The following is a 21,727-nucleotide window of genomic DNA, read 5'->3' on the forward strand; positions in this document are numbered from 1 at the left end:
GCGCATATCGACGGCTGTTGCGACTGCGAGACGCCGCACCGGCCTGGTGGGGTCGTGTTTGCATGATCTGACTGAATACGCGCCGGGGAGCCTGTAAGCCGGGTTCTGTCGCACCGACGGTATCCCACGTGTGGACCGTATCGGCACGGGCAGCCATTCCTCTTGGCGACCTGTTGCCAGGCCGCTCTAGCAACCAACCCGGGCAACTGGCGCGAAACACGCCTGCATCCACGAGGGATGCGCGTTGCCCCTATTCGGTCTTGCTCCGGGTGGGGTTTGCCATGCCGCTTCCGTTGCCGGTCGCGCGGTGCGCTCTTACCGCACCCTTTCACCCTTGCCCAAGGCTTGAAAAGCCCTGTCGGCGGTTTGCTCTCTGTGGCACTTTCCCTTGCCCGGCTTGCACCGGGCCGGCGGGCGTTACCCGCCACCCTTGTTTCGTGGAGCCCGGACTTTCCTCGGCATCAGACGAAGTGATGACGCGGCTGCCCGGCTCCCCGGCGCGAGGGCGTCACCTAGCATGGCCCAGGTCGCGCGCCAACAGCAGTTCGAACAGCAATGCGCCGATTTGTCCGTCCACCTCGCCGTCGATCTTGTGCGGCCGCCAGCGCCGCTGGAATGCCGCAACGGCTGCTTCCTTGTCGCTGACATCATAGCCAAAGCGTTCGAGCGCCAGGAAAAACGCGCCTTCGTTATCATACAGCAGGCGCATCTTGGGGCGGGGGCGGGGCAGGGTCAGGTTATAGCGGGCCAGCATGTCCCAATCGAACAGTTCGCCTGGATCGGTCTTGCGGGCCGGCGCCACGTCGGAATGGCCCACCACGTTGGCGCGGGGAATGTCGTGCCGCCGCACGACATCGCCCAGCAGCGGCACCAGCGCCTCCATCTGGGCATCGGGGAACGGGCGATAGCCGAACTCGTGCCCGGGGTTGACCAGTTCGATCCCCACGCTGGCGGAATTCACATCGGTGATCCCGCGCCAGAAACTGCGCCCGGCGTGCCAGGCACGCTTGGCTTCGTCGACCAGGCGGATGACCGTGCCGTCTTCATCGATCAGGTAGTGCGCCGAAACTTCGGCAGCCGGGTCTTTGAGACGCTCCAGCGCCTCGGCCGCGCTCTGCATGCCGGTATAATGCAGCACGATCATCGTTACCGGCAGCCGTCGCTCGTTGAAATTCGGCGACGGCTCCTCGCGATGGACCAGCCAGCGGTTCATGCGGCGCGGCGGTCTGTCAACGAACCGGCAGCACGGCGCCCAGCACCAGGGCGTCGGCGGCAACATGGGTCTGGAAACCACCGCCCAGGCTCTGCGCCAGCTGATAGAGCATGGCAGCCGGCGCGGTGCGGCTGGACAATTCGGCCGGCGGCAGCGTGCCGGCCAGGGCCTGCGCCACCAGCGGATCGAACGCGATGCGCGGCCCGCTGGCGCGGATCACCAGCTCGGTCGCGCCGTTTCGCACTTCGCCGGCGATGTCCAGGCTGCCGCCACGCACCAGCGCCTCGATCCCGATCAGGGACAGGTTCAGCAGCGTTTTCACCGCCGCCTTGGGCAGCATGTCGTCCGCCAAAGCCCAGGCCACTGAAATGCGCGGATTGGCTGCAACCAGCGCATCGACCAGCGCGCGCGGTTCGGCCACGGGCACCATATCGCCAAAGCCACCGGCAGCACCGAACGCCAGGCGGAAGAAACGCAGCTTGTTGGCCGAACTGGTGGCGCTCTGTTCCAGCAATTCCATGCACTTCTGGCGCATTTCCGGGTCGCGTTCCTCGGCCAGCAGTTCCAGCCCGTTGGTAAGCGCGCCCACCGGGCTCAACAGGTCGTGGCAAAGCCGCGAGCAGAGCAGGCTGGCGAGATCAAGCGTGGCAATGGTCATGGCAGATTGGGAAGCCTTCCGGGGTATGCGATGCGTCGGGATCGGCTGCTGATGCATCCTCTCCCCAGCAATGCGCCTTAACCGTCTGCGACGTGATAGGAAAGCGCCTGAAATACAGATGGCCCATCGCGCCACAGGCTGACCTGTCCCTGCGCCACGATTGCCCAAACCCGGCCATCGCCCGCCGCCTGGGCAGAATCGGTATCAGAAGGACGCGCCAAACCATTGGGATGCGAATGAAAATAGCCGATCAATGCCGGTCCACCGGCACGCGCGGCGCGGTGCGCGGCGATCAATCCGGCCGGATCGATCTCGAAATGATACGACGGATCTGGTGCCACATTGGTGCATTCCTGCGCCAAGGCGATATGATTTCCATGGCCGAACAAGAGCCCGCATGCCTCCCGAGGGTGCGCCCGCGCCGCTGCGTCGAGCATGGCGGCATGGGCGTTTGGGGAGAGGGTCATGTTAGCCGTAGCGCCAGCGCCCTTCGACAGGCTCAGGGCGAACGGTATGGTGGTCTGCTTTTCGACTCCGTTCGGGCTGAGCCTGTCGAAGCCCGCTTGCGGCACCCCACTGCCTTGCCGATTGCGCGCCAACCTCTTCAACCGATCCCGGTCACCGTCGATCAAAGCCTGCTTCTTGGCCCGCGACCAACCCTTGATTCGCAACTCAGCGGACAACGCCTCGTCCCGTGTGGCAAAGTCCTGCTGCCACACCAGTCTGACGGGGCGGCGCTTTGCCGTATCGCCGCTTATGCCGTGTTGGTGCTGCGCCATGCGCGCCTCCAGATCGTCTGTATGCCCAGCATAAAACGATCCGTCGGCGCAGAGCAGCAGGTAGGCATGAAAGGCCATAGCGCTGTGAGATAAGGGGCCAACCATACTTGGTCTATCCCTATCGCCTACCCCCTTGTTCCCATGCCAAAGAATACCCATATCCTCAATCCAATGGGGGAATTAGACGACATTCTGACCGGCACGATCGCCGCGCCCGGCCGCCTTGACAAGGCTCTGGCCGATGCCAGTGGCCTGTCGCGCGAGCGGGTCAAGGCGCTGCTCGACGAGGGGCGCATTACGCTGGATGGGCAGGGCGTTCGCCAGGCCTCGCTCAAGGTTGCCGCTGGCGCTGCATTCGTCGTGCGCGTGCCCGCCGCGGCCCCGGCAGAGGCGGTGGCGCAGGATATTCCGCTGTCGGTAACCTACGAAGACGATGCCTTGATCGTGGTGGACAAGCCGGCCGGGCTGGTCGTTCACCCGGCCGCCGGCAATCCCGATGGCACGCTGGTCAATGCCCTGCTGCATCATTGCCGCGGGCAGCTTTCGGGTATCGGCGGCGTGGCACGGCCAGGCATCGTGCACCGGATCGACAAGGATACCTCGGGCCTGCTCGTCGTGGCAAAGAGCGATGCCGCCCATGAAGGATTGGCTCGCCAGTTTGCCGATCACTCGATCGTGCGCGCCTACAAGGCGGTTACCGCCGGCCGGCCCATGCCTGCTGCTGGCACGATCCGCGGCGCGATTGCGCGTTCGGTGCATGATCGCAAGAAGATGGCTCTGGTCGATGATGGGCGTGGCAAGCATGCCGTCACGCACTATCGCACGCTCTCGCCCCTTGATGGCGCGGCCTTGGTCGAATGCCGCCTGGAAACGGGGAGAACCCACCAGGTCCGCGTTCACCTTGCATCAATCGGCCATTCGCTATTGGGTGATCCTGTCTATGGACGCGCACCCGCACGAATTCGCCCCATTCTGGCCCGGATCGGCTTTGCCCGGCAGGCACTGCACGCGGCAGAATTGGGTTTCATTCACCCCATTAGCGGTGAAGCGCTCCATTTCACCAGCTCGACGCCCGTCGATATGACGGAACTGATTGTCGAACTGGGCGGTTCTTGAGCTTGATCATGGTATAAATCGATTACTGTGTACCAAAAGGATGTGTGGCCCCACCGGGGAATGCTCGCTAGAGGTTCTTCATCGGGGAACTGACGCGACGAAAGGATGTGTTCAGGTGAGCAACAAGACAGCAGTGGCCAAAGCCCCCGCGACCGTTCCGGCCTTGGGCGGGGAAGCTAGCCTCAACCGCTATCTCTCTGAGATTCGCAAATTTCCGGTGCTTACGGCTGAGCAGGAATACATGCTCGCCAAGCGCTATCAGGAACATGCCGATCCTGAAGCCGCAGCGCAGCTGGTGACCAGCCATCTGCGACTCGTGGCCAAGATCGCCATGGGCTATCGCGGATATGGCCTGCCCGTGTCCGAGCTGATTTCCGAAGGGAACATCGGCCTGATGCAGGGCGTCAAGAAGTTCGAGCCCGATCGCGGCTTCCGTCTGGCAACCTATGCCATGTGGTGGATCAAGGCCTCGATGCAGGAGTTCATTCTGCGCTCGTGGAGCCTCGTCAAGATGGGCACCACCGCTGCGCAGAAGAAGCTGTTCTTCAACCTGCGCCGCATGAAGAAGAACCTCGAGGCGTTCGAAGACACCGACCTGTCGCCCGAAGACGTCAAGAAGATCGCCACCGACTTGGGCGTGCCCGAGCAGGAAGTGATCAACATGAACCGGCGCATGATCATGGGTGGCGATGCCAGCCTGAACGTGCCGCTGCGCGAAGACGGCGAGGGCACCTGGCAGGATTGGCTGACCGACGATCGCCCCTTGCAGGACGAGACGGTGGCCGACGCCGAGGAAGCGCATTATCGCCACGACATGCTGGTCGAAGCGATGGGCAGCCTCAACGATCGCGAGCGTCACATCCTGACCGATCGCCGCCTGGTAGATGACCCCAAGACGCTGGAAGAACTGAGCCAGGTCTATAACGTCAGCCGCGAACGCGTGCGCCAGATCGAAGTGCGCGCCTTTGAAAAGCTGCAAAAGGCGATGCAGCGGATCGCTGGCGAACGGCACCTGTTGCCGGCAAGCTGATTGATTTTAGCATGATGGAAAAGCCCGGTCGTCCGAAGGGATGGCCGGGCTTTTTTGTTGGCATTCGAGGTTGCGTGGGGCCCCCGGATCAAATCCGGGGCGACGGGAGACTTTAAACTGACGAATGATATCCCACAATCGTCGCCCCGGACTTGATCCGGGGCCCTACGCAAGGTTTGCCTATCAATGAAAGTCCCGTGATCTCGGCAACACCCGCACCTGTCGCGGATGCCGTGCCATGGCCGGATCAGGCGCTGGTACTCCGCCATTCTCTTGCAACTGTGCCAAAGCAGCACTGGCATCATGGACGCAAGACACCATCAGGTGCACCACGCCTTCCTTGCTGCGTTGCACCTCTCCATCGATCACCATGAGCCGCGCCGCCATGACCGCGCGCCGCTGCTTCTCGAAATCGCGGGCCCACATCAGGGCATTGACCACCGCGGTTTCGTCTTCCAGCGTGATGAAAATCGCATTGCCCTTGCCGGGCCGTTGCCGCACCAGCACCACGCCGGCCACGCGCACCTTCTGCCCGTCGCGCGCGGCGTTGACGTCGGCACAGGATATCGCGCCGCGCGCGGCAAAGCTGTCGCGCAAAAAATGCATCGGATGGCCTTTGAGCGAAAGCCGCTGGGTCTGGTAATCGGCCACGACCTCTTCGGCCAGGGGCATGGCGGGCAGGGCCGCATCGGGTTCGGCCGCCAGTTCGGGCGCATCCAGCGCGGCAAACAGGGGCAGTTGCCTGGGCGGCACGCGGCGCACGTCCCAGCCAGCCTGGCGCCGATCACGGCCCAGAGAGACCATGGCATCGGCATCGGCCAAAAGCGCCAGCGCGCGCGGCGGCAATTGCGCACGGCGCGCCAAGTCTTCGGGAGAGCCAAACACGCCAGCCACGCGGGCGCGCACGATCGCGGCGGCCCATTCCTCTTTGAAGCCATCGATCATCCGCAGGCCAAGGCGCAGGGTGCGGGCAGCATCCAGCGTGCAATCCCACCAACTGCGGTTCACATCGGGCCCATGCACAACCACGCCGTGTTCGCGCGCATCGCGCACCAGTTGGGCCGGGGCATAGAACCCCATGGGCTGGCTGTTGAGCAGGGCACAGGTGAAAACGCCGGGATAATGGCATTTCAACCATGACGAGACATAGGCCAGCCAGCCAAAGGCCTGGGCATGGCTTTCGGGAAAGCCGTATTCGCCAAAACCCTTGATCTGTTCAAAGCAGCGCTCGGCAAAATCCGGCGGATAGCCGCGCGAAACCATGCCGGTGATGAACTTATCTTGGTAATTGGTGACCGTGCCATGGTTGCGGAACGTGGCCATGGCACGGCGCAGACCATCGGCCTCGGGCGGGGAGAAGCCGGCGGCCACGATGGCCAGCTTCATCGCCTGCTCCTGAAACAGCGGCACGCCCAGGGTTTTTTCCAGAACCTCTTGCAATTCGCCTTTTGGGCCGGGGTACTCCACCTTCTCTTCGTCATTGCGGCGGCGCAGATAGGGATGAACCATGCCGCCCTGGATCGGCCCCGGTCGCACGATCGCCACCTGGATCACCAGGTCATAGAGCTTGCGCGGTTTCATCCGGGGCAGCATCGCCATCTGCGCGCGGCTTTCCACCTGGAACGTGCCCACGCTGTCTCCCCGGCACAGCATGTCGAACGTAGCCTTGTCCTTGCGGGGGACGGTGGCCAACGTGAAGCGGCCCAGCCCGTGGCGCTCCATCAGGTCAAAGCTCTTGCGGATGCAGGTGAGCATGCCCAGCGCCAGCACGTCCACCTTCATCAGCTTGAGAACGTCGATGTCGTCCTTGTCCCATTCGATGAACGTGCGATCGGGCATGGCGGCATTGTGGATCGGCACCAGTTCATCCAGCCGGCTCTGGCACAGCACAAAGCCGCCGACATGCTGCGAAAGGTGGCGCGGGAACGTCAGCAACCGATCGACCATGTCGCGTAGGCGGGCGATCTCGCGGTTTTCAGGGTCGAACCCGGCCTGCGACAGGCGCTCTTCGGGCAGCGAGCCGCGCCCCCAGCTGCCCCACACCGTGCCGGAAAGCCGCGCGGTCACGTCTTCCGACAGGCCCAGCGCCTTGCCCACGTCACGAATGGCGCTGCGCTGGCGATAGCGGATCACCGTGGCCACGATCCCGGCACGTTCGCGGGTGTAGCGTTGGTAGATATATTGCATCACCTCTTCGCGCCGCTCATGCTCGAAATCCACGTCGATATCGGGCGGCTCATGGCGCTCTTCGGAAAGGAAGCGCGAAAACAGCAGCTTTTCCTGCACCGGATCGATCGGCGTGATGCCGAGCAGATAACAGACGAGGGAATTGGCCGCAGATCCACGACCCTGGCACAGGATCGGCGGGGAAAGGCTGCGCGCATAGCGCACAACATCGTGCACTGTCAGAAAATAATAAGCATAATTTTTTGAAGAGATTAGGCGAAACTCTTCATCCAGAACCTCTTGGTATCCAGGCGGCAGGCCATGGGGGAACTGGCGTGCTGCATTCTCACGCACCAGATGTTCCAGCCAAGCCTGCGGGTTCCAGCCTTCCGGTACCGGCTCGTGCGGGTATTCATATACGATCTGGTCCAGCGTGAAATCGATGCAGTCCAGCCAGGCCCGCGTTGCTTCCAGGGCTTCTGCGCACAGGGTGAAAAGACGGGCCATTTCCGCTGGCGGCTTGATATGCCGCTCGCCATTGGCGGCAAGGCGGCGCCCGGCGGCGTGCACGGTGGTGCCAAGACGCGTGGCCGTGAGCACGTCATGCAGCGGGCGGTCTTCGGGTACGGCATAGCGCGGATCATTGCTGGCAATCAGCGGCACGCCCGTGCTTTGCGCCAGGGCCATCCGCCGGGCAAGATCGCGGCCATCGGCCCCGGCACGCGGCATCATGGCGGCCAGCCACAGGTGGGGCGTGGCCTCGGCTAGGCGGGCGAGCAGATCGGCGCTGCCATCCATCGCGATCAGGGCCAAGCCATCGGCATGGTCCAGCAGATCGGGCAGGGTGAGGTGGCACTCGCCTTTCTCCACGCGGCGATTGCCCATGGTGAGCAGGCGCGTCAGCCGTCCCCATGCCGCGCGCGTGGTGGGATAGGCGGCGATATCGGGCGTGCCATCGGCAAAGCACAGCCGTGCGCCAACCTTGAGGGCAAAGCCGCCAGCCTTGCCGCCAATTTCTTGCCATGCGGCATGGGCACGCACCACACCGGCCACGCTGTTGCGATCGGCGATGCCGATGCCTTTGAGGCCCAGCGCATGGGCGCGCGCCACCATTTCCGCCGGATGGGCCGCCCCGCGCAGGAAGCTGAAATTGGTGGCAGCGACAGGTTCTGCAAAGAACGGAACCCCGGTCATGGAAACAGCCCGTGGACATACCAGGCCGGCGTGGTTTGCGTGCCATAGAGGCCGCGCCGGAACACCCACAGGCGGCGGCCGCGCCCATCCTCGATCCGGTAATAATCGCGCGTGGTGCGGTCTGCGCCGGTGCCCATATGCCCGCCGCGCTGGCGCCACCATTCTGGCGCGATGCGCTCGGGCCCTTCGGCGTGGACCACTTCATGCACCGTGCCGCGCCAGCGCAGCCGCAGCGGCGGGCCATCAGGCACTCCGGCGATCACCTCGATCCCCTGCGGCGGATCGAACAGCAGCAGGGGGCGGGGCATGGCGGCAAGGGAAAACGAAACGGTTCCGTTCCATTTGGCGGCCGGCGTCTGAACCTGTGCCTGCTCGGGCATGTGGCGATCGGCCGGGATCAGGCGCAACACGGAATCCTGGCCCAACCGCACACCCAGCCGATCGATCAGCGCCTGCAGATTGTCCTGGTTTTCCTCCGCCTGGTCCAGTCCGGTCTGTCGCGCAGCCAGGGGTTCGGCTCGCTTGACCGCCAGGGTAATGGCATCGAACCCGAAGCCGGGATCGATCGGATCAGCCAGGTTGTCGATCCGCTCGCGCAGCAGGCGCACCACGAGTGGCGGATCGCGCGTGGGCTGGCCGGTTTCCACCGTCAGCACCCGCCGCGCGCCATCGCTGCGATGCAGGGTCAGGACAAAGCGCCGCCCGCCCAGCCGGCGCTGTTCCATCTGCGCGGTAACCTGGCGCAAGAGATTTTCGGCCACCTCGAGCACGTCATCGGTGCGGGCGATAGGTTCGGCAAAGCGGGCCTCGGCCCGGATCGGAGCCTGCATGGGTTGCGGGGCCAAGGGGGCGGCAACGTCTCCGGTCAACTGGCGCAGGCGCAGCACCACTCCTTCGCCAAAGCGGGCAGCCAGGGCTGGGGCCGGGCGTGTGGCCAGATCGCCCAGACGCTTGAGCCCGGCGCGGCGCAACGCGCTGGCAGCCTCCTCGCTCAGGTCGAGCGCGGCCACTGGCAGGGCTGCCACATCCTCCGCGCGGCGTTGCGCCGGCGTGCCGTGACGGGCCAGGGCGCGCGCCGCGGCCGGATTGCAGGCGAGGGCATGGATCGTGGAAAGTGCTGTAATTTCAGAAGCCTTTTCCACCATATTGGCTTCCGATCCGAAGAGGTGCGCGCAGCCACTGATATCCAGCAGCAAACCATCGGGGGGATCGGGCATGACGCTGGGGGTCAGCGAGTGCATCGCCGTGGCCAGGTGCGCCAGCAGCGTGGCATCGGCGGCCGGATCATGGGGCAGGGTGAGCAGATCGGGGCAGCGGGCACGCGCATCAGCCAGGGTCATGCCAGGAGCCAGGCCATGGCAAGCGGCGTCGCGCTCTACCGCCATCAGGCGCAAGGCCTGGCCACTGCGTGACACCAGGGCCAGCGGCACGCCTGCGGGCAGCGGGTCTGCCGATGTGGCCCTAACCCGCTCGCAGGGCAGCCAGGGGAAGTACAGCGCCAGATGGCGCCGCCTGTCCGTTTTCGCTCCGGTTGGGGGTGCCGGTGGTGTCCCGGAAACCGCCATGTTGTTCATCCCATTGCAAATGCCACGTTTGCCCCGCCGGCCCACCCCGCCAGCGCAGCGCCTCTACCGCCAAAGCCGGCAAGCCGGGCGGGCGGACTTGTGCACCCGGTGGCGCTGCGAGGGGTTGGGATGGTGCACTGGCAACCTGCCAGCGGGTATGAGCGGCGCTGGGCTGCGCCTTGGCGGCATGGCGCAACAGCACGACCGGCGTTTGCGTGCGTTCGGCAGCCAGCACGAAGCGCCGGCTGGCCGTCAGGTCATAGCCTTTCAAGGGCCCCTCGCTTTCCAGCAAGACCAGCGCCAGGCCAGGGCAACGCGCGCCCTCCAGCCCAGCGCGCAGCAGAGTGGCGGCGTCGCCTGCCTCTACCAGCAGCAGCCGCGCCGGATCGATACCCAGCAGCATCAGTCCTTCACCGTAGAGCGCCAGCGACTGGCGCCTGCCACTGCGCACCATCAGCACGGTGCCACTGCGATTCGCCGCGCCCAGCCCCAAGGCAAAGGCAAGCCCCGCCGCGCGATCATCACCTTGCCCATGCACTTCATGCACTTGGCCCGCCGCCAGCATAGGCACAGGACGCTGCAAGGCCGGGCGCAGGCGCCAGGCCGGGGTGGTGAGGATCGAGGCGGAAACACTTTCCATGTTCCTATTATGTTCCATTTCTCACTCCCTGTCGAGGCTGGCCGTTGGAACAGGTGGGGATAGGGTTGCGATTGTATTGACATTGTACATACAAAGGCGGATATTCACGCCATGGACCAGTCTCCCCAAATGATCCCAAGCAAGGGCAGCATCAATCTGCGGATCGAGGCTGCCACCCGCCAGCTTATTGACGAAGCAGCGGCCATTCTGGGCAAGACCCGCACCGAATTCATGATCGAAAGCGCGCGCCAACAAGCGATCGACGTCTTGCTCGATCAGCGATTGTTCGCACTGGAAAGCCAGGACCATGCGGCCTTCATGGCCGCGCTGGACAATCCGCCCGAGCCTGGCCCAAGGCTGAAGGCACTGATGCGGCGGGTGCCGACATGGCAACGGGAAGACTGACTGCGCCAGTCCCTCTGGCCGATGACCATGAGGTTGATGATTTCGATTGCGGAGAGCCGGCGCTCAATGCCTGGTTGCAACAGAGGGCGCGTCGCAACGAGGGGCGCTTCGCGCGTACCTATGTGGTATGCGATGATCGCAGAGTGGCGGCCTATGTGTGTATCCTGGCAGGTGCAGTAGAACGGCGTGAAGCACCATCTCGTCTGCGCCGCAACGCGCCTGATCTGATCCCCGTATCGATCATCGGACGCCTTGCGGTGAATCGGCGCCATGCCGGGCAGGGCCTCGGTAGCGATCTATTGGCCGATGCTCTGCGCCGCATAGCCTTGGCGGCACAAAGCATCGGCATCGGTGCGGTGATGGTTCACGCCAAGAATGAGCAGGCTCGGCGCTTTTACCTGAAATGCGCCGAGTTCCTGGAATATCCGGCCGATAGCCGAACCCTGTTCCTGCCCATAGAGACGCTGATCGCGGCTCTACCATGATGGGTCACTTCATCGTCGGGATAACGAAGCTCTGGTCCACCACGTCGCCCGAGGTGCTGGGCCAGCGCTGGGTCACGGTCTTGGTGCGGGTGTAGAAGCGCACGCCGTCCATGCCGTATTGGTTGAGATCGCCAAAGCCCGAGCGCTTCCACCCGCCAAAGCTGTGATAGGCGACCGGCACCGGGATCGGCACGTTGATGCCAACCATGCCCACTTCCACCTTGGCGGCAAAGTTGCGGGCGGCGGCGCCGTTGCGGGTGAACATGGCCACGCCATTGCCATAGGCATGGTTGGTGGCCAGTGCGATGGCTTCATCGACATCGTGCGCGCGCACGATCTGCAGCACCGGGCCGAAGATTTCCTCCTGGTAGCTGCGCATTTCCGGGGTCACGCGGTCAAACAGCGTGGGCGCCAGGAAATTGCCGTTTTCATAGCCTTGCAGCGAGAAGCCGCGACCATCGACGACCAGTTCGGCGCCTTCGTCCACGCCCATCTGGATATAGCTTTCGATCCGCGCCTTGTGCTGGGCCGTCACGACCGGGCCATAGTGGGCGGCTTCATCGGTGGAAATGCCCACCTTGAGGCCGGCGATCCCGTCGATCAGGCGGGCGCGCAGTTCCTCGGCGGTCTTGTCGCCCACGGGAACAACCACCGGCAGGGCCATGCAGCGTTCGCCTGCCGAGCCATAGGCCGCGCCAAGGATATCGCTGACCACCTGGTCGAAATCAGCATCGGGCAGCACGATGCCATGGTTCTTGGCGCCGCCCATGCACTGCATGCGCTTGCCCGCCTGGGCGCCGCGCTGATAGACATAGTTGGCGATATCGGACGAGCCGACAAAGCTGACCGCCTTGATGCGCGGGTGATCGAGCACGGCGTCGACCGCCACCTTGTCGCCATGCACCACGTTGAACAGCCCGGCCGGGCCGCCCGCCTCGATGAACAGTTCGGCCAGCATTACCGGCACCGAAGGATCGCGTTCCGACGGCTTGAGAATGAAGGCATTGCCGGTGGCAAGCGCTGGGCCGCACATCCACAGCGGGATCATCGCGGGGAAATTGAACGGGGTGATGCCGGCAACCACGCCGAGCGGCTGACGCATCGAGAACACGTCGATCCCCGGGCCGGCGCCTTCGGTATATTCGCCCTTGAGCAGGTGGGGAATGGCGCAGACGAACTCGATCACTTCCAGCCCGCGCTGCACATCACCCTTGGCATCGGCGATCACCTTGCCATGTTCGGCGGAGAGGGCATGGGCGAGCTTGTCCATGTCACGCTCGATCAGGCGCTTGAATTCGAACATCACGCGGGCACGGCGCTGCGGATTGAGCGCGGCCCATTCCGGCTGCACGGAGGCGGCGAGGGCAACGGCCTGATCCACATCGGCTTCGCTCGCCAGGCCGACCTGGGCCTGCACTTCGCCGGTGTTGGGATCGAACACGTCGCTCTTGCGGCCAGAGGTGGCGGCGACGGCGGCACCGTTCAGGAAATGGTCGATCTGGCGCATGGCAACACTCCTGGGAAAAGTCTGATGCCTGGTTGTAGAACGTGCAGGAATATCCTGATACAGGCAATTTTGCCAAACAGGCCGTGCAAATTTACAGGAGCACCATGCGCATTCGCCAGTGGGACGATTTAAGGATTTTTCTGGAAGTGGCCCGCCACGGCCGCCTGACCGGGGCGGCGCGGGCGCTGGGGCTGGATCATTCCACCGTCTCGCGCCGGCTCGACGGCCTGGAAAGCGGGCTGGGCGCACGCCTGGTCGATCGTTCCCCCAGCGGCGCACGGCTGACCGAGGCGGGCCGGGCGCTGCTGCTGCATGCCGAGCGGATCGAGGCAGAAACCCATGCGGCAGACAGCGCGCTGGGCGGGGTGGATACCGAATTGACCGGGACAGTGCGGGTAGCGACCCCGGCCGCCTTTGGCACCTATCTGGTGGCGCCGCGCATTCCGCTGTTCATGGCCCGCCATCCCCGGATCGAGCTGGAACTGGCGCCCGAAACCCGCGCGGTCAGCCTGTCCCAGCGCGAGGCGGATCTGGCCGTGACGCTCAAGCGACCACCGCGTGGGCGGCTCTATGCCCGGCAACTCGCTGCGTTCACGGTGGGGTTCTATGCTGCGCCAGCCTATCTGGAGCAGCATGGTGTGCCCAGCAGCGTGGCTGAGCTGTCACAGCACCGGCTGATTTCCTATATCGACGATCTGATCGATTGGCCCGAACTGCGCTATCTCGATGAAGTGGCGCCGGGCGTGCAGGCACAGTTCCGCTGCACATCGGCCACGGTGCAACTGGCCGCCGTCCAGGCCGGCGGGGGTATCGGCCTGCTGCACACCTTTGCCGCCGATGGCGATCCTGGCCTGGTGCGGGTCTTGCCCGACGTGGCCGTGCCGCGCGCCTACTGGCTGGTGGTGCATGCCGAACTGCGCCGCCTGCCACGGGTGCGCGCCGTGGCGGAATTCCTGGAAGAAGCCGCGCATGCTGCCGGATACGGGGCCGCGCGCAACGCAAAATAAGCAGGTGCCGGGGCAGACAAGCGCAGATGGCCTTCCTATCTAGGCCGCAAGACACCTTGCCGGAGCGCACCTTTGACCGATACTGCCACGCTCGACGCTGCCTTTCCCCTGCTGGCCACGCATGGCCAACCGCGCTTTGCGCAAATCCACGCCGATGACATTGTGCCGGCCGTAACCGCCGCGATCGCCGATCACCAGGCCGCCATGGCCGCGTGCGTGGCGCGCGCCGGCGATCCGGCCATGCTGGCGTTCAAGGAAGAGGCCGATCGCCGCATCAGCGAGGCCTGGGGCGTGGTCGGCCATCTGCTGGCGGTGACCAACACCCCGGAATTGCGTGCCGCGCAGGCACAGGCGCAGCCGCTGATCGCCGCGCACTTTGCCGCCGTGGGCCAGGACCGCGCGCTCTATGAAGCGATCCGCGCGATCGATCCTACGGCGCTTGATCCGCTGGCGGCACGCGCCCGCGAACTGGCGCTGCGCGATTTCGAGCTTTCGGGTGTGGCGCTCGATGGCGATGACGCCCGCGACTTTGCCGAAAACCAGGTGGAACAAGGCCGCCTGGCCACCGAATATGCCAATGCCGTGATGGACGCGACCGAGGCCTGGAGCCTGCACGTGACCGATGCGAGCCGCCTAGCCGGTATTCCCGAGGCGGACCTTGCCGGCATGGCAGCAGCGGCGCGGGCCAAGGGGCATGAAGAGGGCTGGCTGATCACGCTCCACGCCCCGGTAGTGGTGGCGGTGCTGACCTATGCCCAGGATCGCGCGCTGCGCCACGAGGTGCAGCAGGCCTATGCCACGCGCGCATCGGACCAGGGGCCCAACGCCGGGGAGTTTGACAACGGGCCGCGCATGGCCGCGCTGCTGGCCTTGCGCGCCAAGGCGGCGCAGCTGCTGGGCCAGGGCGATGCCGCCAGCCTGTCGCTGGCCACCAAGATGGCCGAACGCCCCGATGCAGTGGAAGCGTTCCTGACCGACCTTGCCGCGCGCACCCGCCAGCTGGCCCAGGCCGAACTGGCCGATCTGGCCGAATTTGCCCGCAGCGAGTTGGGCATCGACACGCTCGAACCCTGGGACATGGGCTTTGCCACCGAGCGTGCGCGCTTGGCCCGCCATGCGCTCGACCAATCCGAGGTGCGCCGCTACCTGCCGCTCGACAAGGTGCTGCCGGCGCTGTTCGGCCATGTGGAGCGGCTGTTCGGCGTGGCGTTCAAGGAAGTACCGGGCAGCGGCCTGTGGCATGATGACGTGCGCCAGTTCGACCTGTTTCGCGCCGGCGCGGATGCCCCGTTCGCCCGGCTCTATGCCGATTTCTTTGCGCGCGAGGGCAAGCGCGGCGGCGCCTGGATGAACGTGTGCCGCTCGCCCAGCCGGGCCGCCGATGAGACGCAGATGCCGGTGGCCTATCTTATCACCAATTTCGCCCAGGCCGCGCCGGGCAAGCCGGCGTTGCTCCAGCATGCCGACGTGGTGACCCTGTTCCACGAGATGGGGCACTGCCTGCATCATCTGCTGGGCGAGGGCGACATGCCCTCAATCGGCGGGATCAGCGGCGTGGAATGGGATGCGGTGGAACTGCCCAGCCAGTTCCTGGAAAACTTTGCCTATGATCCCGCCGTGCTCAAGGCCGCCTCGGCGCACGAGGAAACCGGCGAACCGCTGCCCGATGCCTTGATCGAACGCCTCAACGCCGCGCGCGGCTTCATGGGCGCGCTGGCCGTGCTGCGCCAGATCGAATTCGCGCTGTTCGATATCCGCCTGCACCGCGCCGCTGCCGATGCGCCCGATGTGCAGGGCCTGCTCGATGCCGTGCGGGCCGAAGTGGCGGTGATGCGCTATCCGGCGTGGAACCGCTTCGCCCATGCTTTCAGCCACATCTTTGCCGGCGGCTATGCGGCGGGGTATTATTCCTACCTCTGGGCCGAACTGCTCTCGTCAGATGCCTACGAGCAGTTTGCTGCGGCGCCAGAGCGGCAGGCCGAACTGGGCGCCGCGTTCCGCCGCGAAGTGCTGTCGCAAGGCGGTGGCCGCCCGGCAATGGACAACTACGTGGCATTTCGCGGCGGCGCGCCCGATCCTGGCGCGCTGCTGCGCGTGCGCGGTTTGGCGGCTTGAGCGGTTGATTTGTAAGTAATTACCGTCACCCCGGGCTTGACCCGGGGTCCCGCTTCTTTGGACGGTGGAATAGTAAAGCTGGACCCCGGATCAAGTCCGGGGTGACGAAGAATAAAATCAGCGCAGCGGCCGCTTTTCCAGCTTTCTTGCCAGGGTGCGGCGGTGCATGCCCAGGCGGCGTGCGGCTTCGGAAATGTTGAAATCGCATTCCACCAGCGTGGAGTGGATGTATTCCCATTCCACCGTCTTGATCGAGGTCTTGCGCGTATCGAGCGGCACGGTGGGATCGCCGCCGACGCGGCCAAAGGCTTCCTCGATATCGTCGGTGTTGGCGGGCTTGGCCAGATAGTGCGCCGCGCCCAGCTTGATGGCTTCCACCGCTGTGGCGATCGAGGCAAAGCCGGTAAGGACGACGATGCGCGTTTCGGGATCGCGTTCAGCCAGCATCTGCACGCAGGTGAGGCCGGAACCGGTGCCGAGCTTCAGGTCCACCACGGCAAACTGGAAATCGTGCGCATCGAGCAGCACTTCCAGTTCATCGGGGCTGGCGGCATGCTCTACCGCATAGCCGCGCCGTTCGAACGAGCGACGCAGGGTGCGGGCAAAGGCGGGATCGTCTTCCACGATCACCAGCGGCAGGGCTTCGTCCTGTGCTGTGAGTTCCAGTTCGGGATCGGGCATGTTCATTCCCCCGTGCGATAGGCCAGCGAGGCCACCGGGATTTCCAGGCGCACCATCGCGCCGCGCGCCGTGCGGTTCTTCACTTCGACCCGGCCGCCCAGCTTGCGCACGACGTTGACGACCAGGAACAACCCCAGCCCGCCACCGTCACGGCCCTTGGTGGAATTGTAGGGGCGGCCGATCGATTCCAGCATGTCGGGCGCGAAACCGGGGCCGAGATCGAGCACGGTCAGCACGATGTCGCCCCCGGTCATCTCGGCGCGGATTTCCACGAAATCGGGCGAGACTTCCAGGGCATTGTCGATGACATTGCCGATGATCTGGCGCAGCGCGGGATCGGCCACGATCGGGTGATCGGTCTCCACCATGTTGCGCAGGCGGATCACGCCATGGCCGCGCTCGTTCCATTCAGCCGCGATGGTGGCCAGGAAGTCGCCCAAGGTGGTGATCTGCGGGTTTTCGCCGCGCGCTTCCCCGGCACTGAGCAGGATGCCCGAGAGGATCGATTTGCAGCGCTTGAGTTCGGAAGCCATGTCGTGCAACTCTTCGCGCAAGTCCTGGTCGGCCATGATTGCGGGATGGCGCTGCCAATCGCCCAGGATGACCGACATTGTCGCCATCGGCGTGCCCAGTTCGTGTGCCGCGCCCGAGGCAAGCAGGCCCAGACGCACGATGTGTTGTTCCTCGGTGGCTTGCTGGCGCAAGGCGGCCAGCGCCGTCTCGCTCTGCCGCCGGTTGCGGTCCATGCGGATCACGAAGAACACCAGCAGCGCGGCGACCAGCGCAAAGCAGACGAGATTGCCCAGCTGGAACAGCTCGATCGTGCCATCGAAGGTGCCGGTGGGCAGATCGAGCGGGCGATGGACGAAGGCCAGCCGGGTGACGATCAGCGCGGCCATGCCCGCCACGATCGCGCTCCAGTTTGGCGGGAGCAGGATTGCCGCGATCACGATCTGCATCAGGAACAGGAAGGTGAAGGGGTTGGACGTGCCGCCGCTGAAATAGAGCTGCCAGGCCAGCGCCAGCATATCGAGCGTGAGCGCGCCGAGCAGTTCGACATGGCTATATCCCTCGCGCCCGCGATCGAGCAGCAGAGTCAGCCCGTTGATCACCACCATCAGCACCGGCACGGCCACCAGCGGCGCCACATCGAGCTTGACGCCCAGCACCCGCACGCTGACCCAGATCGCCACGAGCTGGCCCACGGCAGCAACCCAGCGCAGTTGCACCAGCAGCGCCATGTTGCGCGCGCTGGCCGCGGGATAGATCGGACGGGTGGAGGAAAGGGGCGGGGTGGCGCTCATCGCGCCTTGCGCCATACCATGATTGCCGCGCCAAGCGAGAGGGCGCAAAGGGCAAACCAGGTCAGCGCATAGGACAGGTGGTTGTTGGGAAACGCGATGACAGTGAGGCCGGGCGCCGGCACGGGCTGAGCCGTGGGGCGCGGCGTTTCCACTTGCGCGTCGAGGAAATAGCGCGGCTCTGCCACGACCCCGCGGCGCATGTTCATGACGGGCAGATCGCGCGCATACCAGCGCGCTGCCTCGGGCCGGTTGGCGCGAAGGAACGTGCCCTTGGGCTCGCTCGGGCGGATCAGGCCGATGATGGAAACGGGGGTAACGGGAACGGCGCGGCGGGCGGTATCGAGTCGGGTGCCCATCGGCACGAAGCCACGGTTGATCCACACCGGGGCCTGGCCGGGCGTGGCCAGGGGCACCATGACCCAATAGCCATTGCCCAGCGTGCTGGTGGCCGTGGCCAGAACGGTGGCGGCGGGGATGAACCGGCCGGTGATCGCCACGCGATGATAGGCAAGCCGATCAATGGCGCCAGCGGGCACGGCGGCGATGGAGACAGGCGCTGCATGCACGGCGCGCGTCACATCGGCAATCAGCGCCTCTTTCCAGGCGAGGCGCTTTACCTGCCAGATGCCCAGGCCGGCAAAGGTCAGCGCCAGGACCAGCAGAATCGAAACGGGCAGCAAGCGCTGCCTGCTGCCCGTTTGCGAAGTCATGATCAGTCCATCTGCTCGGCGTGCATCGGCATCATGTTGTGGTTCATATGGTACATCACCCACATCGAACCAGAGATGACGATCAGCACGACCACGGCGGTGAAGATCAGGGCCAGCATGTTCCAGCCCCCTTCGGCCTTGCCGTTCATGTGCAGGAAGTAAATCATGTGGACCACCACCTGGACCACGGCAAAGGCCGCGATGACGATGGCAGTGGTGTTCTTGTCGGCAATGGCGCCGCTCATCACCAACCAGAACGGAATGGCGGTGAGCACCACCGACAGCACGAAGCCGATGACATATTCGCGCAGCGAGCCGTGCGGTTCGTCATGGTGGTGGCCGATGGCGTGGGGATTGGCATCCCCGTGCGCGTGGCGGTGGGCCAGGTCGGTATAGTTCTTCGCGCTCATCGCAGCATCCCCATCAGGTAGACGAAGGTGAAGACGCCGATCCACACGACGTCGAGGAAGTGCCAGAACAGCGACAGGCACATCAGGCGGCGCTTGTTGGCCTGGATCAGGCCCTTGCGCGAAACCTGCACCACCAGCGTGAACAGCCAGATCAGGCCGAACGTGACGTGCAGCCCGTGGGTGCCGACCAGCGTGAAGAACGCCGAAAGGAACGCGCTGCGCTGGGGCGTGGCGCCTTCGTGGATAAGGTTGGAGAATTCGTAGAGTTCGATCGACAGGAACGCCGCGCCGAACACGGCGGTGATCAGCAGCCACATCTGCGTCTGGCTGACCGAGCCGCGCTGCATCGCCAGCATGGCAAAGCCATAGGTGATCGACGAGAACAGCAGCATCGAGGTGTTCACCGCCACCAGGGGCAGCTCGAACAGCTCGCGCGGGCCGGGCCCGGCGGCATAGTTGCCGCCGAGCACGCCGAACGCTGCGAACAGCATGGCGAAGATGAGACAGTCGCTCATCAGGTAGATCCAGAAGCCCAGCATGGTGCTGTGGCCTTCGGGATGGTCATGCTCGTTCAAGTCCCAGAACTTGCCCAGCTTGGTCAGCGAGGCAGGCAGGGGAGCCGAATGGCCCGAGCTATGGACAGCATCGCTCATGCGGCGGCTCCCTGGTTCTGGGCAAGGCGTTCCAGCTGGGCCGTACGCTGCGCCTCGACGGCGGCAACGTCTTCGGCCGGGATGTGGTAATCGCGCTTGTAGTTGAAGGTGTGGGCGATGGCGCTCACGAGCAGTGCCACGAAGCTGGCACCGGCCATCCACCAGATGTGCCAGATCAGGGCAAAGCCAAGGGCCGTGCTGATGCCAGCCAGGATCACGCCTGCACCCGTATTGCTGGGCATGTGGATCGGGCGATAGCCATCAAGCGGACGGCCGACGCCGGCGCGCTTCATGTCTTCCCAGGCATCGAGATCGTGCACGATCGGGGTGAAGGCAAAGTTGTAGGCCGGCGGGGGCGAGCTGGTGGCCCACTCCAGCGTGCGGCCATTCCAAGGATCACCGCTTTCGTCCTTGAGCTCTTCGCGCTTCCAGATCGACACGCCATACTGCACGACCATCGCGCCGATGCCGGCGGCGATCAGCACCGCGCCCAGCAGGGCAACGATGAAGTAGGGCTGCAGGCTGGGATCGTCGAACACGCGGGTCCGGCGGGTCACGCCCATCAGGCCCATGATATAGAGCGGGGTGAACGCCAGCCAGAAGCCCGGCACCCAGCACCAGAAGCTGACCTTGCCCCAGAACTGGTTGAGCTTGAAGCCAAAGGCCTTGGGCCACCAGTAGTTGATCGCGGCAAACGTACCGAACACCACGCCGCCGATGATCACGTTGTGGAAGTGCGCGATCAGGAACAGCGAGTTGTGCAGCACGAAGTCGGCCGGAGGCACGGCGAGCAGCACGCCGGTCATACCGCCGATGGTGAAGGTGAGCATGAACGCCACCGTCCACATCATCGGCAGGTCAAAGCGGATGCGGCCACGGTACATCGTGAACAGCCAGTTGAACAGCTTGGCCCCGGTGGGGATGGAGATCACCATGGTGGTGATACCGAAGAAGCTGTTGACGCTGGCGCCCGAACCCATCGTGAAGAAGTGGTGCAGCCACACGACGTAGGACAGGATGGTGATAACCACGGTGGCATAGACCATCGAGGTATAGCCGAACAGGCGCTTGCCCGAGAACGTGGAGGTGACTTCCGAGAACACGCCGAAGATCGGCAGGATGAGGATGTAAACTTCCGGGTGGCCCCAGATCCAGATGAGGTTGACATACATCATCGGGCTGCCGCCGAAGTCGTTGGTGAAGAAGTTGGTCCCCACGTAACGGTCGAGCGAGAGCAGCACGAGAACGGCGGTCAGCACCGGGAAGGAGGCGACGATCAGCACGTTGGTGCACAGCGCGGTCCAGGTGAACACCGGCATGCGCATCAGGGTCATGCCCGGGGCACGCATCTTGATGATCGTGGCGATCAGGTTGATGCCCGATAGCGTGGTGCCGACACCTGCCACCTGCAGCGACCAGATGTAGTAGTCCACGCCAACGCCGGGGCTGTAGGCCAGGCCCGACAGCGGCGGGAAAGCCAGCCAGCCGGTCTGGGCGAATTCACCCAGGAACAGCGAAGCCATGACCAGCACGGCGCCGCCGGTGGTCATCCAGAAGCTGAAGTTGTTGAGGAACGGGAACGACACGTCGCGCGCGCCGATCTGCAGCGGCACGACATAGTTCATCAAACCGGTCACGAACGGCATCGCGGCAAAGAAGATCATGATCACGCCATGGGCGGTGAACACCTGATCATAATGGTGCGCGTTGAGATAGCCGTCGCTGCCGTTGAACGCCATCGCCTGCTGCAAGCGCATCATCAGTGCGTCGGCAAAGCCGCGCATGAACATCACCAGGCCCAGGATCATGTACATGACCCCGATCTTCTTGTGATCGACGCTGGTGAACCATTCTTTCCAGAGATAGCCCCAGAGGCGGAAATAGGTGAGGGCCCCCACCAGCGCGATCCCGCCAAGGATCACACCAACGAAGGTGACCGCCACGATCGGTTCGTGGAGGAAGGGAAGCTGCTCAAGGGAAATGCGTCCCAGGAGCGGAGACCACGGCGGTGGGGCAGTGGCGGGAAGGGGGACAGCGGTCATCGCAATATCCATCGGTCAGAAAAATGGGGCCGGATCAAATCTGGTGC

At 64.6% G+C, this 21,727-nt stretch carries 19 protein-coding genes and 1 other RNA gene; 6 read left to right on the plus strand and 14 right to left on the minus strand.

Annotated features, from left to right (window positions below; all coding sequences use genetic code 11):
* Positions 1 to 78 precede the first annotated feature (78 nt).
* The 4 genes from rnpB to ABIC78_RS06825 form a co-directional block, all read right to left on the minus strand.
* Positions 79 to 498, minus strand: an RNA gene (gene rnpB, locus ABIC78_RS06810) — RNase P RNA component class A.
* A gap of 10 nt (positions 499 to 508) precedes the next feature.
* Complete coding sequence (locus ABIC78_RS06815) at positions 509 to 1,213, minus strand: N-acetylmuramoyl-L-alanine amidase (RefSeq protein WP_354488469.1); 705 nt, start codon at positions 1,211 to 1,213, stop codon at positions 509 to 511.
* A 16-nt stretch (positions 1,214 to 1,229) separates the two neighbouring features.
* Positions 1,230 to 1,871 carry a histidine phosphotransferase family protein gene (locus ABIC78_RS06820; RefSeq protein ID WP_168351063.1) on the minus strand — a complete coding sequence of 214 codons (642 nt, stop codon included), beginning with the start codon at positions 1,869 to 1,871 and terminating at the stop codon, positions 1,230 to 1,232.
* 77 nt (positions 1,872 to 1,948) lie between these two features.
* Positions 1,949 to 2,728 (minus strand): Mov34/MPN/PAD-1 family protein, encoded by a 780-nt coding sequence (locus tag ABIC78_RS06825; RefSeq protein ID WP_354488472.1) that lies wholly within the window; start codon positions 2,726 to 2,728, stop codon positions 1,949 to 1,951.
* A gap of 93 nt (positions 2,729 to 2,821) precedes the next feature.
* Between ABIC78_RS06825 and ABIC78_RS06830 the strand changes: the two genes are divergently transcribed.
* Complete coding sequence (locus ABIC78_RS06830; protein ID WP_171792695.1) at positions 2,822 to 3,766, plus strand: RluA family pseudouridine synthase; 945 nt, start codon at positions 2,822 to 2,824, stop codon at positions 3,764 to 3,766.
* Positions 3,767 to 3,881: 115 nt separating this feature from the next.
* A complete protein-coding gene (rpoH, locus tag ABIC78_RS06835; RefSeq protein WP_022675464.1) occupies positions 3,882 to 4,796 on the plus strand; it encodes an RNA polymerase sigma factor RpoH in 915 nt (304 codons plus the stop codon).
* A gap of 183 nt (positions 4,797 to 4,979) precedes the next feature.
* Here rpoH and ABIC78_RS06840 read toward each other — a convergent pair whose 3' ends face one another.
* The 3 genes from ABIC78_RS06840 to ABIC78_RS06850 are packed head-to-tail and all read right to left on the minus strand — an operon-like array spanning position 4,980 to position 10,361.
* A complete protein-coding gene (locus ABIC78_RS06840; RefSeq protein ID WP_354488475.1) occupies positions 4,980 to 8,156 on the minus strand; it encodes an error-prone DNA polymerase in 3,177 nt (1,058 codons plus the stop codon).
* Complete coding sequence (locus ABIC78_RS06845) at positions 8,153 to 9,730, minus strand: Y-family DNA polymerase (RefSeq protein WP_354488477.1); 1,578 nt, start codon at positions 9,728 to 9,730, stop codon at positions 8,153 to 8,155. Before ABIC78_RS06845 ends, ABIC78_RS06840 begins: the two co-directional genes overlap by 4 nt.
* Entirely contained in the window at positions 9,618 to 10,361 is a 744-nt protein-coding gene (locus tag ABIC78_RS06850) for an ImuA family protein (RefSeq protein WP_354488479.1), read from the minus strand. Before ABIC78_RS06850 ends, ABIC78_RS06845 begins: the two co-directional genes overlap by 113 nt.
* A gap of 111 nt (positions 10,362 to 10,472) precedes the next feature.
* Between ABIC78_RS06850 and ABIC78_RS06855 the strand changes: the two genes are divergently transcribed.
* The gene (locus ABIC78_RS06855; protein WP_043609985.1) at positions 10,473 to 10,766 is read left to right on the plus strand and encodes a type II toxin-antitoxin system TacA family antitoxin; all 294 of its coding nucleotides are present in this window, start codon (positions 10,473 to 10,475) and stop codon (positions 10,764 to 10,766) included.
* Positions 10,748 to 11,251: a GNAT family N-acetyltransferase gene (locus tag ABIC78_RS06860; protein WP_354488481.1), complete on the plus strand. Its 504-nt coding sequence runs from the start codon at positions 10,748 to 10,750 to the stop codon at positions 11,249 to 11,251. Before ABIC78_RS06855 ends, ABIC78_RS06860 begins: the two co-directional genes overlap by 19 nt.
* A gap of 4 nt (positions 11,252 to 11,255) precedes the next feature.
* On the opposite strand, the gene ABIC78_RS06865 is transcribed toward ABIC78_RS06860, so the two are convergent.
* Complete coding sequence (locus ABIC78_RS06865; RefSeq protein ID WP_354488483.1) at positions 11,256 to 12,758, minus strand: CoA-acylating methylmalonate-semialdehyde dehydrogenase; 1,503 nt, start codon at positions 12,756 to 12,758, stop codon at positions 11,256 to 11,258.
* A gap of 104 nt (positions 12,759 to 12,862) precedes the next feature.
* Between ABIC78_RS06865 and ABIC78_RS06870 the strand changes: the two genes are divergently transcribed.
* Together ABIC78_RS06870 and ABIC78_RS06875 are read left to right on the plus strand one after the other, a co-directional pair.
* Positions 12,863 to 13,765 (plus strand): LysR family transcriptional regulator, encoded by a 903-nt coding sequence (locus ABIC78_RS06870; RefSeq protein WP_216642905.1) that lies wholly within the window; start codon positions 12,863 to 12,865, stop codon positions 13,763 to 13,765.
* A gap of 72 nt (positions 13,766 to 13,837) precedes the next feature.
* On the plus strand, positions 13,838 to 15,880 hold the full coding sequence (locus ABIC78_RS06875) for a M3 family metallopeptidase (protein ID WP_354488486.1): 2,043 nt from the start codon (positions 13,838 to 13,840) through the stop codon (positions 15,878 to 15,880).
* A 117-nt stretch (positions 15,881 to 15,997) separates the two neighbouring features.
* Here the strand turns inward: ABIC78_RS06875 and ABIC78_RS06880 are convergent, their stop codons facing one another.
* The 6 genes from ABIC78_RS06880 to cyoB are packed head-to-tail and all read right to left on the minus strand — an operon-like array spanning position 15,998 to position 21,680.
* Entirely contained in the window at positions 15,998 to 16,561 is a 564-nt protein-coding gene (locus ABIC78_RS06880) for a response regulator transcription factor (RefSeq protein WP_043609993.1), read from the minus strand.
* A 2-nt stretch (positions 16,562 to 16,563) separates the two neighbouring features.
* Positions 16,564 to 17,865 carry an ATP-binding protein gene (locus tag ABIC78_RS06885; RefSeq protein WP_354488487.1) on the minus strand — a complete coding sequence of 434 codons (1,302 nt, stop codon included), beginning with the start codon at positions 17,863 to 17,865 and terminating at the stop codon, positions 16,564 to 16,566.
* Positions 17,862 to 18,575 (minus strand): SURF1 family protein, encoded by a 714-nt coding sequence (locus ABIC78_RS06890; RefSeq protein ID WP_354488489.1) that lies wholly within the window; start codon positions 18,573 to 18,575, stop codon positions 17,862 to 17,864. The genes ABIC78_RS06885 and ABIC78_RS06890 overlap by 4 nt, the downstream gene beginning before the upstream one ends.
* A gap of 2 nt (positions 18,576 to 18,577) precedes the next feature.
* Positions 18,578 to 18,985, minus strand: coding sequence for a cytochrome o ubiquinol oxidase subunit IV (gene cyoD, locus ABIC78_RS06895; RefSeq protein ID WP_022677272.1), 408 nt, complete (start codon positions 18,983 to 18,985; stop codon positions 18,578 to 18,580).
* Positions 18,982 to 19,638, minus strand: coding sequence for a cytochrome o ubiquinol oxidase subunit III (cyoC, locus tag ABIC78_RS06900; RefSeq protein ID WP_022677271.1), 657 nt, complete (start codon positions 19,636 to 19,638; stop codon positions 18,982 to 18,984). Before cyoC ends, cyoD begins: the two co-directional genes overlap by 4 nt.
* The gene (gene cyoB / locus ABIC78_RS06905) at positions 19,635 to 21,680 is read right to left on the minus strand and encodes a cytochrome o ubiquinol oxidase subunit I (protein WP_051146403.1); all 2,046 of its coding nucleotides are present in this window, start codon (positions 21,678 to 21,680) and stop codon (positions 19,635 to 19,637) included. Before cyoB ends, cyoC begins: the two co-directional genes overlap by 4 nt.
* Positions 21,681 to 21,727 lie beyond the last annotated feature (47 nt).

The organism is Novosphingobium sp. 1529 (genome assembly GCF_040544855.1).
In the GTDB taxonomy this organism is placed as follows: Bacteria; Pseudomonadota; Alphaproteobacteria; order Sphingomonadales; family Sphingomonadaceae; genus Novosphingobium; species Novosphingobium capsulatum.

Excerpts from the sequence above, each read along its gene's own strand:
- ABIC78_RS06855 (WP_043609985.1), top strand. The coding sequence starts at position 10,473 with ATGGACCAGTCTCCCCAAATGATCCCAAGCAAGGGCAGCATCAATCTG.
- cyoD (WP_022677272.1), bottom strand. The coding sequence starts at position 18,985 with ATGAGCGCGAAGAACTATACCGACCTGGCCCACCGCCACGCGCACGGG.
- ABIC78_RS06860 (WP_354488481.1), top strand. The coding sequence starts at position 10,748 with ATGGCAACGGGAAGACTGACTGCGCCAGTCCCTCTGGCCGATGACCAT.
- ABIC78_RS06825 (WP_354488472.1), bottom strand. The coding sequence starts at position 2,728 with ATGGCCTTTCATGCCTACCTGCTGCTCTGCGCCGACGGATCGTTTTAT.
- ABIC78_RS06880 (WP_043609993.1), bottom strand. The coding sequence starts at position 16,561 with ATGCCCGATCCCGAACTGGAACTCACAGCACAGGACGAAGCCCTGCCG.
- ABIC78_RS06820 (WP_168351063.1), bottom strand. The coding sequence starts at position 1,871 with ATGACCATTGCCACGCTTGATCTCGCCAGCCTGCTCTGCTCGCGGCTT.
- cyoC (WP_022677271.1), bottom strand. The coding sequence starts at position 19,638 with ATGAGCGATGCTGTCCATAGCTCGGGCCATTCGGCTCCCCTGCCTGCC.
- ABIC78_RS06870 (WP_216642905.1), top strand. The coding sequence starts at position 12,863 with ATGCGCATTCGCCAGTGGGACGATTTAAGGATTTTTCTGGAAGTGGCC.
- ABIC78_RS06865 (WP_354488483.1), bottom strand. The coding sequence starts at position 12,758 with ATGCGCCAGATCGACCATTTCCTGAACGGTGCCGCCGTCGCCGCCACC.
- ABIC78_RS06840 (WP_354488475.1), bottom strand. The coding sequence starts at position 8,156 with ATGACCGGGGTTCCGTTCTTTGCAGAACCTGTCGCTGCCACCAATTTC.
- ABIC78_RS06830 (WP_171792695.1), top strand. The coding sequence starts at position 2,822 with ATGGGGGAATTAGACGACATTCTGACCGGCACGATCGCCGCGCCCGGC.
- ABIC78_RS06890 (WP_354488489.1), bottom strand. The coding sequence starts at position 18,575 with ATGACTTCGCAAACGGGCAGCAGGCAGCGCTTGCTGCCCGTTTCGATT.
- cyoB (WP_051146403.1), bottom strand. The coding sequence starts at position 21,680 with ATGACCGCTGTCCCCCTTCCCGCCACTGCCCCACCGCCGTGGTCTCCG.
- ABIC78_RS06850 (WP_354488479.1), bottom strand. The coding sequence starts at position 10,361 with ATGGAAAGTGTTTCCGCCTCGATCCTCACCACCCCGGCCTGGCGCCTG.
- ABIC78_RS06885 (WP_354488487.1), bottom strand. The coding sequence starts at position 17,865 with ATGAGCGCCACCCCGCCCCTTTCCTCCACCCGTCCGATCTATCCCGCG.
- ABIC78_RS06815 (WP_354488469.1), bottom strand. The coding sequence starts at position 1,213 with ATGAACCGCTGGCTGGTCCATCGCGAGGAGCCGTCGCCGAATTTCAAC.
- ABIC78_RS06845 (WP_354488477.1), bottom strand. The coding sequence starts at position 9,730 with ATGAACAACATGGCGGTTTCCGGGACACCACCGGCACCCCCAACCGGA.